The sequence below is a fragment of the Microcoleus sp. PH2017_35_SFW_U_B genome, from assembly GCF_020737865.1.
In the GTDB taxonomy this organism is placed as follows: Bacteria; Cyanobacteriota; Cyanobacteriia; order Cyanobacteriales; family Microcoleaceae; genus Microcoleus.
In genome coordinates this window covers 44,411-59,266 of the sequence record NZ_JAEQDE010000028.1, presented here as the reverse complement: position 1 = coordinate 59,266, position 14,856 = coordinate 44,411, and the positions used below count along the sequence as shown (strand labels likewise).

Annotated in this window: 9 protein-coding genes; 5 read left to right on the top strand and 4 right to left on the bottom strand. The window is 45.9% G+C overall.

What is annotated here, in order from left to right; translation table 11 throughout:
• Nucleotides 1-173: 173 nt before the first annotated feature.
• Nucleotides 174-527 (top strand): hypothetical protein, encoded by a 354-nt coding sequence (locus tag JGK36_RS06215; protein WP_293181709.1) that lies wholly within the window; start codon nt 174-176, stop codon nt 525-527.
• Nucleotides 528-1,084: 557 nt separating this feature from the next.
• Here the strand turns inward: JGK36_RS06215 and JGK36_RS06210 are convergent.
• Nucleotides 1,085-1,627, bottom strand: coding sequence for a hypothetical protein (locus JGK36_RS06210; protein ID WP_293181708.1), 543 nt, complete (start codon nt 1,625-1,627; stop codon nt 1,085-1,087).
• Between the two features lie 73 nt (nt 1,628-1,700).
• Nucleotides 1,701-2,195: a GAF domain-containing protein gene (locus JGK36_RS06205; protein ID WP_293181707.1), complete on the bottom strand. Its 495-nt coding sequence runs from the start codon at nt 2,193-2,195 to the stop codon at nt 1,701-1,703.
• Between the two features lie 105 nt (nt 2,196-2,300).
• Here JGK36_RS06205 and JGK36_RS06200 point away from each other — a divergent pair, with 105 nt between their 5' ends.
• From JGK36_RS06200 to JGK36_RS06185, 4 genes are all read left to right on the top strand, one after another.
• Complete coding sequence (locus JGK36_RS06200) at nt 2,301-3,173, top strand: alpha/beta hydrolase (RefSeq protein WP_293181706.1); 873 nt, start codon at nt 2,301-2,303, stop codon at nt 3,171-3,173.
• A 466-nt stretch (nt 3,174-3,639) separates the two neighbouring features.
• On the top strand, nt 3,640-4,932 hold the full coding sequence (locus JGK36_RS06195; protein ID WP_293196936.1) for a glycosyltransferase family 39 protein: 1,293 nt from the start codon (nt 3,640-3,642) through the stop codon (nt 4,930-4,932).
• 33 nt (nt 4,933-4,965) lie between these two features.
• Nucleotides 4,966-6,429 (top strand): hypothetical protein, encoded by a 1,464-nt coding sequence (locus JGK36_RS06190; protein ID WP_293196935.1) that lies wholly within the window; start codon nt 4,966-4,968, stop codon nt 6,427-6,429.
• 524 nt (nt 6,430-6,953) lie between these two features.
• On the top strand, nt 6,954-12,458 hold the full coding sequence (locus JGK36_RS06185; RefSeq protein ID WP_293196934.1) for a response regulator: 5,505 nt from the start codon (nt 6,954-6,956) through the stop codon (nt 12,456-12,458).
• A gap of 620 nt (nt 12,459-13,078) precedes the next feature.
• Here JGK36_RS06185 and JGK36_RS06180 read toward each other — a convergent pair.
• Nucleotides 13,079-13,786, bottom strand: a complete 708-nt coding sequence (locus JGK36_RS06180; RefSeq protein WP_293181702.1) for an ABC transporter ATP-binding protein — start codon at nt 13,784-13,786, stop codon at nt 13,079-13,081.
• 60 nt (nt 13,787-13,846) lie between these two features.
• A complete protein-coding gene (locus JGK36_RS06175; protein ID WP_293181701.1) occupies nt 13,847-14,626 on the bottom strand; it encodes an ABC transporter ATP-binding protein in 780 nt (259 codons plus the stop codon).
• Nucleotides 14,627-14,856 lie beyond the last annotated feature (230 nt).

Below are 14,856 nucleotides of genomic sequence, written 5' to 3'. Positions count from 1 at the left end.
ATTTTAGAGCCTTACAATAAAATAATATTAAAAGGAATACTATAAAGCAGAGAGCGATCGCTCAAATCACAAAGGAAGAACCTATATTTGATCTGGCAATCGCAATTTTCGATATAGTTCATCAATCAATAAATTGAAATATCCACCATTAAATCATCTTTAAGGAGTCGTAAATGACTACAACTTTTTCGCGTCTAGAACTTCAGAAAATTGCCGAGGATCACAGATTGTTTTTATGGTCTATCCTCGCCTTGATAGTTATTAACCTATTTCATGTTTCTTTACAAAATCAAGCTATAAATCTACAACCTATACGTTTACTCGCACATTTTGCAGCAACAGGATTTCGGATATTTGCGCTATACAAGCTGGTAAGATCCCTCAAGCTTTCTGCATGGATAATTTGGCTTATTGTTGGTTCACTTGTGCCAATTCTGAGTCTACTGGTACACGATAAAGCAATGAAAGCAATGAAATCTGCTGGCATAAAAGTCGGATTCATGGGAGTCGATCCAAGCTCTATCTAATATGCTGTTGTAGTCTAACAATTGTGGTGTACCGTACTGGCGAGAAATCCTGATACATTACGAGGTAGTTTGCAGCAGATTAAGCAAACAGTTATCTCGTTTCGTTTCTGAGTTATGACAGTACAAAGCATTGAAAAAACCTTTCAACTCATCCTACAAAAAACCATTCCGACAACAGCACAATAAACTGAGAGCAACCCCCTTTAAACCCAGTTAACCCAGGGTGGATTAATTGTCAGAGGGGGAATAGACTTCTTGCAAAAATAGTTAGGAAGTTGCTGGGAGCAACGTCCCACAAAAATCTTTTTTATTGTGGGACGTTTCTCCCAGCAGCGTCCCACAATTTGATTAAAAGGGCTTTTGCAAAAGGTCTATTGTCTAGGGCGTCGGTAGACCTTGGCAGGGCTCTCGCATGAGGACAAAAAAATGGTTGGCGATCGCGATCTACTGTCACCCTCATCCTTCGCCCTACATAATACATATTTCGTTATTTTTGTCAAAATATTCTACTGTACCGGCGCCCTAGGGCGACTTTTGCTCTCATGGTATAAGTTAGCCTAATTCAAATACTGAATATTTTCCGGTACCGAACTAAAAAATTTCCATTCTCCATTTGATTTGCGTAACGTATGTAATATTATCATCTTATTATCTCTGAAAGTTGAAGATGACCCGTCAATCTTTGTGGTTGTTTGTTCGATTCTTACTTTGGCTTCGTTTCCTGAAATTCCCACAATTTCAATTTTTGTTGGTTCGTACTTTAAATTTCTTTTGAAGACTTCTGCAATTGTAATTATTGTTGGTTGAAAACCAGGAGAGTTTGGATCTACTGTCGCCATATAGGATTCAGGATTTCTTTCATTCAAAGCTTTGAACTGCCGATCGATTAATAATTTGATTGCTGCTTGATCGCTGGTGTTATCAGCTATAATCTCTGTTGAGTTTATGAGTATAGGTGTAGTTAATTGATTGTTGCTTAATTTCGAGTCAATGTTAGGCACTTGGCCGCGGTCAATGTTGGTGGTATAACTGCTAAGGAATAAGCCTAAGATAACGGTAGGCAATGCTTTGTTTAAAGCTTGAACGTTCAAAAGTGACATGATAAATAAATATAACCTATGAATTGATGATTCTACGCTAGCATCTACAGCATCTCATGTCAATTTTAATTAGTTAACTATCTTGAATCGTGGGAGACATTGTCATATTTTCTGCTTGTTTTTGCATGAATTCAATGTCCGATCGCAACCAAGTGCGCGGCCCGCTGCACTGATGAGCAATTAACAGCCCCCACAGTCCTTTTTTGGTTAAAATTGGCACGACTAAATTGGCGCGAACCTTCAGGCTACGCAGAAACAGTCGGTGACATTGGTGGATTGGCTCTGTTTCAATATCTGTAATTGCTCTGACTCGGCCCGCTTCGTACAAAGCAGCGTATTCGTCGTTAAAACACTCGTCTGGGCCAGTAGAACCCAAGATTGACAGTTCGATCGCACTTAGCATCTCACAAGTCACTCGACCTTGCCACTGCCTGTAAAAATAATACAGTACCGCGCGATCGCTCTGCACCACTTCTCGAATGTCGTATAGGGATTTTTCAATTAATACGTCGCGCTTGAGACGTTCTGTCAAGCGGTTGACAATTGTTTGCAGGCGATCGCCAGACATGGTAATGACTCCTTAACTTCCTAGTTTTGGCTGAGCTCTGTCTTCAGTTTACCTCTATTGAAGATAGCAACTGCTAGTATAAGTTTACATCTAGAGTGAAAATTTATGTCTGTGCTAGAAGCTGCTTGGAAACACGAATTTATCGCTACAAACGGCATCAAACTGCACTGTGTCACTCAAGGTTCTGGGCCGCTGATGCTGATGCTGCACGGATTTCCTGAGTTTTGGTATTCTTGGCGCCATCAAATCCCGGAATTTGCATCAGATCGTAAAGTTGTTGCTGTGGATCTCAGGGGTTACAATGACAGCGACAAACCTAAGGATAAATCTGCTTATATGATGGCAGAATTTGTACAAGATATCAAGGGAATTATTCAAGGCTTTGGATACAAAAGCTGCGTCTTAGTTGCCCACGACTGGGGAGGCGCGATCGCCTGGAGTTTTGCTTATGCTTATCCTGAGATGGTGGATAAATTAATTGTGATGAATATACCGCATCCGGCAAAGTTTGCTGAAGGGTTGCGAACTCGCCAACAATTGCTGAAAAGTTGGTACATCTTTTTGTTTCAGTTGCCATTTTTGCCGGAATTTTTAATTAAGTTGGGCGACTATCGGGCGATCGATCGCGCTTTGCAAGGCATGGCAGTTGACAAAAGCAGCTTTACCCCCTCCGATATCCAAGCTTACAAAGATGCGGCAGCTAAACCGGGGGCTCTGACTGCTACTATCAATTATTACCGCAATATTGCTCGCGGATTTGTCGATCGCCCGCATAGAGAGATCCTCGAAGTTCCGACGTTGATGATTTGGGGCGAAAATGATCGAGCCCTCGGCAAAGAGTTAACCTACGGAACCGCAGATTACGTGCGGGATTTTCAGATTCATTACGTTCCCAATTGCAGCCACTGGGTGCATCAGGAACAGCCGCAGTTAGTCAATCGGTACATCAGAGATTTTTTGGCGAGTAAGTTCATTTAATTGGTGTTGCGGGCGATCGCATTTGAATATCAATTATAGGGAAATATTATCAATAACTTTGTGTCAACTCTTGACCAAGTCAATCCCAAATCGAAAATCGAAAATCCTCTCTTCCCCCGAATTTATCCGTGGGGTCGCCTCTAAAATCTAAAATCTAAAATCTAAAATCGATTGACTCTCAAGAGCCGCTGTCAACTCTCTACTCAACTCTGTGGCGCCTGATAGGAGTGGGGAACAATCGCCCGGAGCGCGTTAGCTTTTGCGACACGGAAAGCTTGCAGCATGGATTGGCCCAAAGATCTACTTGCACCCAAGATTCTCAAAATGCGATCGTCCGCTGGAATAATCGGACATGGCGTGAAAAATATCAATTCTCGAAAAAAATGTATCTAAAACGATATAATTTTTGACATTCCCAACCTAAAAAATTGAGAGGAAACCAATCAAATTTTCGCAGTCAGCTTTGATGACACGAGATATCTTGGCAACGCAGCAGCAAAGAAATGACCGCATAATTGTCTTGGCGCTGATTTTTCTGACGCTGCTGGGACTAGCATTCCGGCTCTATTTGGCGTGGCGCACCAACCAAACTCTCCCCGATACCCCCGCCCGTCTCACAGGCGATGAACCAGGTTACGAGTATTTGGGACACTCTTTGCTAGAGGGTAAATTTTTTGATTGGCCGGGCAGGACACCAGTGTATCCCTTTTTTGTAGCTGGATGTTATGTAATTTTCGGTCGTTCTCCCGCATCTGTAGTCTACATACAAGCTTTTTTGGGGGCGACAATCATACCCCTAACTTTTATCCTGGCACGGCGTTTTACTGGCCCTCAAAGTTCCTTAGTCGCCGCTGGATTAATTGCGCTACATCCCTCCCTGATTCTTCATGTCAGGCTGCTGCAAACAGAGATTTTATACGCGCCTTTAATGATTTTAACAATACTGGGCTTGCTGCGAGCATTGGAACAGCCGCAGTGGCAAAATTTTTCATTAGCAGGTGGGTTGTTGGCAATTACGAATCTTTGTCGGCCGACAGCGATGTTGTTTCCGGTAATTGTCCCACTATTGATGCCGCGCCAATGGTCTTTTAAGCGCAAGATTGCTTTGTTTGTTGCTTATTTGGGCGCAATTATCATCATTACCACACCTTGGACTTACCACAATTATCGAACTCACAAGACTTTTTTGATTTACAGTGTTTCTACGGGGCTGCTGTGGCAAGGAAGTCCAGAGTTTTATCATTTTGCCTACGAACAACTGCCAAAACGCCATATCACTAAAATTTGGCAGGAAGAACTCAATCCGGCTCGGAATGGCGGACACGATGTTTTTACCATTGAGGGCGATCGCTATTTTACCAAACGGGCGATCGCTTCAATACTCTGCGAGCCGGCTGTCTATCTCTGGTATTGTTTGCAAAAGGCAGTTTATTTGTGGTTGGGAAACCCTATAAGTGACTGGCCTCATCACGCTATGTTTAATGTGCAGGCAATGCGGAAATTCTTTTCGCCGCAACGGATTGTCGGCATTTTAGCGTCGCGAATTTTGCCTGTATTTGCGGCTTTGGGCATGATAGTTTTGCGGCATCGCTGGCGGGAGTTTTTGCCACTGCTGGCAGTCTGCGGCTATTTTACTTTGATCCATGCGCTCACTTATGCAGAAGTTCGCCACAGCGAGCCACTGCACCCGATTTTGGCGATCGTAATCGCCGCGGCGGCAGGACAGATTCAGCGTCGGTTGAAGTTAATTAATCAGTAGGTCTTAAGCAGTTAGTCCTTAGTTATTAACCCAGTGTTATCAAAAACTCTAATTCGGAATTTCACCCTCGCCTTTTTAATTGCCATCGGCCTAGAGTTGTTTGGCCCAACGACAACTTTTGCTCAAAACATCGCAACAATTAAATTCTCCGGTACTGCTGCGGGTGTCAGCACTCGCTACATCGGTGCAGTCGAGGGCAACATTAACTTTGATCTCAAAGATTTGCAAGATTTGGGAATTAATACATACCGCATTTACGGCGGGATGTCTCGATGGGAACCGGAAGACGATGACGGTAAATACGGCTGGCCGGAAATCTCCCAAATTAAGGCAAATCCAAATATTATTAATTGGGCGCATTGGGATAAAATTATGACCGATCCGCCCCGGGGTAGCGATTATTCGTGGTCGGGAGAACGTGGTAAAGTTTGGGAAGGCAATGCTAGGACTATTTTTAATGCTCTCAAACAGGCTAAGATTCGCCCGGTTGTGAGCATTCGCAATGTGGACGGTAGTTGGAATCCGTCCTGGGCGCTGCAATTAAATCCGCCCCGAACTAAAGAAGATTGGAACGAGTGGTGGGAACACGTGTTTGCTACGGTTTATTGGTTGAATGTACGCAACGATTACCGCGTTGATGATTGGGAAATTCACAACGAACCGGACTACCGCATACAGGGTTGGGGTGGAACTATGGCTGACTATTTTGAGTTGGTGAAAGTGACCAAAGATGCGATCGACTTTGTGTACAAAAGTTATTTGCCTGGGCGCGCTTACCGCATCCACAGCCCGACAAGCGTAGGTGGCAGCATTTGGCCTGCTGAGGCTTTGCGAGAAATTCCTAATTATTTCGATACTGTCAACTTCCACAATTACGATGCAGATATTTCTAACTACACCCGCAAAGTGCGCGGCTGGATGAAGGGGACAGTCCGTGCTAACTCGGAGGTTTGGGTGGGAGAATGGGGAAGTTATCAAATTAGCTATAACGATTTCCCTTTAGCTTTAAGTTTGATTAAAAATTTGATCCGAGGTTCCCAACCGGGGGATAATTATATTTACGGGAGTCACATATTCTGTTTGTACGACTGGGGAAAGCCGGCACTGGCGGAAGGTTTGCTGGGGGACGGGGGAAAACGGCGCGCGAGCTACTATGCTTTGCGGATGGGAATTCGGGCTTTGCAAGGGGGTAGGGCTAGCTTTTTTCCGATCGCTAATAGTTCCGATTTAATGGCAGTTGCAACTCTCGATTCTAGTAAGAATGTTTACTTGCTGGCTGTCAACGATCGAGCAAAATCTTATACTGTTCGTGCCGATATTTCAGCTTTAATCGAAGCTGGTAATGGGACGGTGCGGGAGTTTAGTTTGAAGTCAATGGATGAGGTTGTTAGCAGCTTGACCCTGAAGGGTGGTAAGGCGACTTTTTTGGTGCCGGGGAAGAGTGCTATTCTCATCAAGTTCGTTAGCGCAGCCCTCGAAGAGGATCGCCCGAATTGAATGTCAAATCCTCGGAGTTCAGAATTGGGATAAGATAGAATTAGTTACGATCGCAATTATTTATTTTGTGCCCTCGAACCCTCGAACCCTTAATTAGACAGTTGAAATATCTAAATCGTGTTGTGATTCCCCTCCTGTCGCTGGTAAATTGGTAGCGTGTAAGTATCTTGCCTCCAACAGAATCCGATCGAGAATTCCCTTGAGCGCGAGAAGGTAGCCGAAGTCTAGACATCGCAGAAATTCTTGCTCGTAAACCCGCAGTAGTTAGGTTAGGCGAGGAATTGCCGGCCAGTCTTCATGTCCGCCCTCTGCTAGATAGCATTGGTTCTGACTTTCAGCGCCCGTCAATTGTCAGGATTTGGCACGGAATTAATTTTTAATGCCAAGATGCTGATAGTAGGGGTGATTTTAATCTTACAGAAACTTTGATCGCGCACAGGTAACCTCGCGCGCAAAGCCTCTCAATCAACCTGCTGCTTGCGACGATCGGGTTTTTCCAACAAATATCACTCTTATGCCCGCTGATGTTTATTCCCTCTCTCAGTCAGGTCATTAACCGCCATCCCCTCACCGTCACCCCTGGGACGCCCGTAGAAGAGGCGATCGAGCTGATGAGCAGCACAGGAGCCAGTTACGTCCTTGTGGTAGAACCGCGCGGAAATTTTCAACTGGGAAATCCCACCAACGGGACTTCCCCGCAGTCGCGGGAACAGTTAGGTTTCTACAAAGGCCTACCGCGTGCGCTACACGCAGGTGCTAACAGGCTCAGTCTCAACGGCCTCAACGGCTCAAAAGCCGACGATACCGGTGGCCAGATGGTGCTGGGGATTTTTACAGCGCGAGATGTCGTACAGCTAAATTCGATCGGCGCTGCTTTGAGGGGATTTGCGATCGAGCAAATCATGATCAGAACCGTAACTGTAGCCCGAGAATCGGAAATTCCCGACTTTTTTGCCTTAGCCAATCTGCTGGACAAACATCTGATCGGGCATTTACCAGTCGTCAACGACGCTGAAGAACTTGTCGGTTTAATTAGCTCTCAAAGCTTGGTACAACTGTTGCAGGAAATTGGGGAATCGCCACAACCCATTAGCAGCCCTTCGCCACCTGCTTCGCCCTTGCCATTTCCTCCGCCACTGCCAATTTTACATCCGAAATTAGAGATCCCCGCAAATTTAATTAAACTCGATCAAATCCCTCAAATCGCAGCGTCGCGAATTATTCACGCTCCGGCTACTGCTTCAGTTCGCTATTTGGCGCAACTGATGTTCCGACACAATGTTAGCTATGTATTAATCACTGAAACCCCGGAACCAAACTCGAATGGTGCAGCTCAAAATGCCAAATTTACAAATCCCAACCTCCACAAACTGGTTGGGGTGGTAAGTTCGCGGGACATCGTGCAGTTGCAAGCCACGGGGAGAGACTCTAGCAGAATTAAAGCAGGAGCGATTTGCAGCAGTTCGCCAGCCCTGGTACGATCGCACTCTACCCTCGAAGCAGCCATCGCCCTGCTGCGAAAACACTACTGCCAGTTACCTCTATTAGTCATCAACGACAGCAATCACCCGATCGGGATTGTCAATCCTCAAACTATCCTGTTACAAGCACTGGACTCAAAATCTCTGCATTCAGGCTTGCTCGCTTTGCAGCGCCAGCTAGAATCTAGCAACGCGCAGTACAAAAAACTCTTGGCCCAAATACAAATTCCGGCAGCCAATCCCTACCCAGATGCAGAAATTGCTCAAAACAGTAGCGTCGTGCAGCCCCCAAATCTCCCCGCTACCGTCAACAATCAGGGGATTTGGGATTGGAATCTCGAAACAGATGAGTTTTTTTATTCGGCGCGATGGCAAGAAATGCTCGGCTACAAAGAAGGGGAAATCTCGAATCGGCGATCGGAATGGTGGAGTCGCATCCACCGAGACGACATTGACGGAGTAAAGGCAGCTTTAGAAGATCACTTCGCACAAAAAACAGCGGATTTTGCAGCCGAATATCGAATGTACTGCAAAGACGGCAGCACTGTCTGGGTGCTGAACCGAGGTCAAGTTTTGCGTAGCGCTACGGGCAAACCGCTGCGGGTAGTCGGAACTCATACAGATATTACTCCAAACCAGCAGTTAGAACTCAAAAACTCCGATGGCGTCGAGGAATTCCAAGTATTTGATGCTTTGAAAGCAACAGTAATTTTCCAGATGGATGCGGCGGGGATTTGGACATTTCTCAACCGTGCTTGGACTGAAATAACGGGTTTTTCGGTGGCTGAAAGTTTGACAACTAATTTTTTAGATTGGGTGCATCCAGATGAGCGCTCGCATTGTGAAAATTTATTGGAGTCTTTGCTGTCTGGTAATTCACCATTTTATCGGCGAGAACTGCGATTTAAATACAAGTTGGAATCTGGCAAAAACGAATTGGGAATTCAGATTGATTCAGGCTTTGTTTCAGTTGAAATATTTGCCCAAGTCCGGCTGAATTCCCAAGGTGAAATACTGGGAATTTTAGGGACTTTGCACGATGTCTGCAACCGCGTTGAAGGAGTTGAGGAACTGCGGGAAAGCGAGCGGGCAATTCGATCGCTCTACGAGGTAATGGTAGGCTCGTCCGGCTCTTTTGACGAGCGAACGGCCCGGTTGCTGGCAATGGGTTGCAGTCAGTTTGGGATGGATATCGGGCTGTTGGGCAGGGTTTTGGGCGATCGCTACGAAGTGCTCGCGGCTTATGTACCGCAAGATTTTCCCTTCGGATTTGCTAAAGGAGACGGTTTTTCTTTAAGCAGAACCTTCGAGCGAGAGGTTTTGCGATCGATCGAACCTATTTCGATCGAATCAGCCGGCACTACTCAGTGGAAGCAGCATCCCGCTTACGCCGTGCGGAGGTTGGAGGCTTTTGTCGGCACCAGGGTAATCGTCCAAGGGCGAGTTTTTGGCACCTTAAGCTTTACTTCCCGCACCGCTAAACCTCCTTTAAAACCGCTGAATCTTGAAATTTTAAAGCTGATGGGCAATTACATCGGGGCGGAAATTGCCAGGGAAGAGCGAGAGCGAACTTTGCAGCGACAGTACCAGCGCGTCTTGCTGCTCAAACAAATTACTCAAAAAGTGCGATCGACCTTAGACACTCAAGAAATTTTTCAGACTACCGCCACCCAAATCGGCCGCGTATTCGGCGTCAATCGCTGCACAATTCACACCTATCTTTCCCAACCTTATCCGCACCTTCCTTGCGTCGCAGAATACCTAGAACCAGGTCACGAATCGGCTTTAGATTTAGAACTTTCTGTCACTTACAACCCCTACACCGAAAAACTACTCGCAGAAGATATCGCCCTGGCATCTCCCGACGTGTTTGCCGATCCTTTGCTCGAATCTTCCGTACCAATGTGCCGCCGCATCGGATTAAAATCTATGTTGGCGGTTCGCACTTCCTATCAAGGAGAACCGAATGGCATTATTACTTTGCACCAGTGCGATGCAACTCGCCAGTGGACTCCCGACGAAATTGAACTCTTAGAAGATGTTGCCGCTCAAGTCGGAATTACCTTAGCTCAAGCACTACTCTTAGAAACGGAAGTTCAGCGCCAGCGACAGTTGGCAGAGCAAAATGAAGCTTTGGAGCAAGCGCGAGAAGCGGCCGAAGTAGCTAACAGAGCTAAGAGCGAATTTTTAGCAACTATGAGTCACGAAATCCGCACTCCGATGAATGCGGTAATCGGGATGACGGGTTTGCTGCTGGATATGCAACTAACTCCAGAACAGCGGGATTTTGTTGAGACAATTCGCACCAGTGGCGATGCTTTGCTAACTATTATTAACGATATCCTCGACTTTTCCAAGATTGAATCGGGTAAAATGGATTTGGAACGCAGCCCCTTCGATCTGCAAAACTGTATAGAAGAATCTCTGGAATTGCTAGCTCCTAGAGCGTCGGAAAAAGGTTTAGAGTTGGCTTATTTTATTGATGATTCTGTTCCGAAAAACATTTTAGGAGATGTCACAAGGCTGCGCCAAATCTTAGTAAATCTGCTGGGCAATGCAGTTAAATTTACAGAGTCTGGAGAAATTGTTGTCTGCTGTACGGCTCGGAAAGTTGAACAATTACCTGCTAAGAGTTCGCCGGAAATTAGCAATATTCTAGAGCCGCAACCGCTAGCAATTAACCAGGGAAAGTTGGCAGGTAGGAGACTGTACGAGATTCAATTTGGTGTCCAAGATACGGGCATTGGCATTCCGCCAGACCGGATCGATCGCCTGTTTAAAGCTTTTTCGCAGGTAGACGCCTCGACAACGCGACATTACGGCGGGACTGGGCTGGGATTGGCTATCAGCCAACGTTTGAGCGATATGATGGGCGGTAAAATGTGGGTTGTCAGTCAGGTAGCTCCGGGCAGTTCCAAGTCTCAACCTGCTGTTTCTGCGATCGGACAAAGTACGGCAGGAATCCCACCTGCGGGATTTTCTGCACCGTCGATATCGGGTTCCGGTTCGATTTTTTATTTCACGGTGATTGCTGAAGCTAATCAAAACGCGGCTGAAGAAAAAAAACCGGAATTTACTGTTGGGAAGCGTTTGTTAATTGCCGAGAATCATGCCATTAACCGCCAAGTTTTGATCCGGCAAGCTGAGGCTTGGGGCATGATACCCGTGGCTGTAACTTCAGGCGCTGAGGCTTTGGAAATCATCAAAGGAAACTCGGCGATCGATTTGGCTATTTTGGCGATGAATCTACCAGATATGGACGGTGTGGCTTTGGCTGTGGAGATTCGGAAATTTGAGCTGAGCAATTTATCTAATGGCGACGCGCTAAATCCGAATGTCATCAAAGTTAAAAGCCCTCGCAAAGTTACGCTACCTTTGGTGCTGTTTACTTATTTGAGCAAGGCGGAAGTTTGGAAAAAACTTGAAACTACAGAAGTACATTTTTCGGCGTTTTTAACTAAGCCTCTAAAACAGTCCCAGTTTTATAATGTATTGCTGCAAGTTTTTGGGTATGTTGCTGGTAGAAGCAGCAAGGGAGAACTTTCAAATGTGGCGACTTTGACTTCGGGATTGAAGTATTTTGAAAATTCTCAAGAACAGCACCGCGCGCAGCGGACGCCTGCGGTTTTGAGGCAGGTTCCGAGCAATTCAGCCCCACACGATCCAAGTAATGCTAATCAGATTCGGATTTTGCTGGCAGAGGACAATGTGGTGAATCAAAAAGTCGCTACGCATTTGCTCGACAGGATAGGATATCGGGCGGATATTGCGGCTAATGGCTTGGAGGTTTTGGAGGCGTGCAAGCGGCAATCTTACGATGTTGTGCTGATGGACGTGCAGATGCCGGAGATGGACGGTTTGGAAACGACGCGCCGCATATGTGCGGAATGGCCAGCTAACAAGAAGCCGAGAATTATTGCGATGACGGCTAATGCCATGCAGGGCGATCGCGAAAAGTGTCTGGAAGCGGGTATGGACGATTATATTACTAAGCCCGTGCGCCGGGAAGAGTTGGCCCTCGCCCTCAGCAAGTGCCAACCTCTGCGTCGGGATGAATTGAATGCCGTTACTGAACCAAAAAATCCAGATATTTCCGATCAAAATGGCAGTCATGTTACTAGACATTCGAGCGTTCAACCGCCAGCAAATTCGCCGATTAATTTTGAGGTTTTGCACAATCTCCGCGAGCTAGACGATGAGGACGATCCGGATTTTTTGGGGGAGTTGATTAAGATATATTTGTTAGACGCACAGCAGCATTTAGAAACAATTAAGGAAGCTATTTTTCTAGGTGACGCTGACAGTTTGAAGCTAGCTTCTCACACGCTGAAGTCGAGCAGCGCCAATTTAGGAGCGGTGTCTTTTTCGGAAGTATGCAAGGAGTTGGAGTTGATGGGCCGCGTGGCGGTTGAGTCTGGAGGGGAACAGGTTTTTGATGCGAGGGCGGCGCGCGATCGCCTATTGGAAGCCGAAGCTGAGTGGGAAAAGGTGCGATCGGCTTTTGAGACGGAATTGAAAACGGGGAATTTGCGATCGCAAATGGGGTAATTTGTTATTTGTTGGTTGTTATTTGTTAGTTGTTATTTGTTGGTTGTTATTTGTTGGTTGTTATTTGTTAGTTGTTATTTGTTAGTTGTTAGTTGTTATTTGTTAGTTGTTAGTTTCAATGGGAGCATCTCCGTTTTGCATTTACAGTGCGAGCTTAAGAGCTCGCACTACCATAAACAATGCTTCTTGCAAAACTGAGATGCTCCCAGTTTCAATAACCAATAGGGTGCATCTCTTTTTTTGCAAATATATTCCAATACGGTTCACTTAACGTTTTTTGTCATTGCGATCCCAGAGAGAGCAATCGCAGGGTCTGTTTGTCACATCGTTTTTCCCGGTGTACTGTCTTAAGTGAACTGTATTGAAATATATTCGTAGGGGCGAAGCATTCCGGCAGTAATACCATTTTTCTTTCATATGTGCTATGGATGAAGTCTTAGCCCCCCCGAAATCGCGGGGGGGGTAATATCTAGCGCTACTTTATGAAATTGGTATAAATCTCTGGCGATCGCTAATAAATTGTCTGCCGGAATGCTTCGCCCTTACAAAATTGAGATGCACCTAACCAATAACCAATCACCAATGCCCAATTCCCAATTCCCAATGCCCAATTCCCATATTTAACTTTCACCTAAATAGGCTTTGCGAACAGTTTCATTTGACTGCAAATCGCTAGCACTACCAGCCACTACAACCTCACCAGTTTGGATCACATAGCCGCGGTGGGCTACACTTAAAGCCATGCGAGCGTTTTGTTCTACGAGTAAAATAGTTGTACCTTCAGCATTAATATCGCGGACGATCGCAAAAATTTGACTGACTAACATCGGCGCCAAACCCATACTCGGTTCGTCCAACAATAGCAAACGGGGGCGGGACATCAAAGCGCGGGCGATCGCCAGCATTTGCTGTTCCCCGCCGCTGAGAGTGCCCCCTTTTTGACTAATTCTTTCTCGCAAACGGGGAAATAAATTTAAAGCTTTTTCCATATCCGACTTGATACCCAGAGTATCGTTGCGTAGATAAGCACCCATTTCCAGGTTTTCTTGCACCGTCATCCGCGGAAAAATCAACCTTCCTTCCGGGCTTTGAGAAATGCCCAAACGGACGATCGCCTCTGTAGACAGCGATTCCAAAGGCTTACCCTCAAATAATACAGTGCCGCTGCGCGGGCGCAGCAATCCTTGAATCGTGCGGAGAGTGGTAGTTTTCCCCGCCCCGTTGCTACCAATTAAAGTCACAACTTCTCCCTCCTTAACCGTTAATGAGACTCCTTTGAGGGCGTGAATATTTCCGTAATAGGTATGAATATCTTGAATTTCTAGCATAATTACTCTTTGTCGGCTATCTTTATATAGATTTTAATCAAAACACGGACATATTTACCATTACCCGTTGGCATCTTCTTCTTTTCCCAAATAAGCCTCAATCACGCGAGGATCTGCGCGAACTTCATCGGGAGTTCCCTCAGCAATTTTAGTACCGTACTCCATTACACTCACGCGATCGCTAATTCCCATCACCACTTTCATATCGTGTTCGATCAGCAAAATACTCAAATCCAACTCATCCCGAATCCGGTAAATAAACCGAGTTAGATCGGCCGTTTCATTCGGGTTCATCCCCGCAGTCGGTTCGTCCAACAGCAAAACTTTTGGGTCAGATGCCAAAGCCCTCGCAATTTCCAATCTGCGCTGGTCGCCGTAGGAAAGGTTTTTTGCCAACTCCGGCGCTTTCTTCACGCCTAAACCGACAAAATCTAGCATAGTCAGCGCTTTTATTTTAGCTTCCCGTTCCTCCGAATTCACAGTCGGAGGGCGGAGGATTGCACCCAACAAACCAGCTTTTAAACGGCAATGTCTGCCTACTAAAATATTATCCAACACAGTCATGTTGTTGAACAATCGGATATTTTGAAAAGTTCTAGCAATCCCGAAAGTTGTCAGGCGATCGGGCGGTAAACCTGTGATATTTTTATTTTCCAGTACCAACTGGCCCGCACTCGGTTTGTAGATGCCGGTCAGCATATTAAAGAATGTGGTTTTACCCGCACCGTTGGGGCCAATCAAACTGGCGATCGATCCTTTTTCTAAGGTTAAGCTGACTTGATTTACCGCAGTCAAGCCGCCGAATCGCATTGTCAGTTGCTGTGCTTCTAATAGTGACATTTTGGTTGTGTTTCCTAATATTAGTTAAGCTGTGATACCAATTTTTTATGAGGGTGCATAGAATCTGATCCCCCCTAACCCCCCGAATAGTCGGGGGGGCCAAGAGTTACTCAAAGTCCCCCGACTATTCGGGGGATGCGAGGGGGATCGGGATATGTGCAACTTCACATTAAATTGGTAAGAGAGTTCGGATTCTATATAATACCAAATCTGATCTGTTAAAGTGCGTC

What these genes read in the sequence shown, in the direction of transcription:
- JGK36_RS06210 (WP_293181708.1), bottom strand. Translation starts at nt 1,627, where the DNA reads ATGTCACTTTTGAACGTTCAAGCTTTAAACAAAGCATTGCCTACCGTT.
- JGK36_RS06215 (WP_293181709.1), top strand. Translation starts at nt 174, where the DNA reads ATGACTACAACTTTTTCGCGTCTAGAACTTCAGAAAATTGCCGAGGAT.
- JGK36_RS06180 (WP_293181702.1), bottom strand. Translation starts at nt 13,786, where the DNA reads ATGCTAGAAATTCAAGATATTCATACCTATTACGGAAATATTCACGCC.
- JGK36_RS06205 (WP_293181707.1), bottom strand. Translation starts at nt 2,195, where the DNA reads ATGTCTGGCGATCGCCTGCAAACAATTGTCAACCGCTTGACAGAACGT.
- JGK36_RS06175 (WP_293181701.1), bottom strand. Translation starts at nt 14,626, where the DNA reads ATGTCACTATTAGAAGCACAGCAACTGACAATGCGATTCGGCGGCTTG.
- JGK36_RS06195 (WP_293196936.1), top strand. Translation starts at nt 3,640, where the DNA reads ATGACACGAGATATCTTGGCAACGCAGCAGCAAAGAAATGACCGCATA.
- JGK36_RS06200 (WP_293181706.1), top strand. Translation starts at nt 2,301, where the DNA reads ATGTCTGTGCTAGAAGCTGCTTGGAAACACGAATTTATCGCTACAAAC.
- JGK36_RS06185 (WP_293196934.1), top strand. Translation starts at nt 6,954, where the DNA reads ATGTTTATTCCCTCTCTCAGTCAGGTCATTAACCGCCATCCCCTCACC.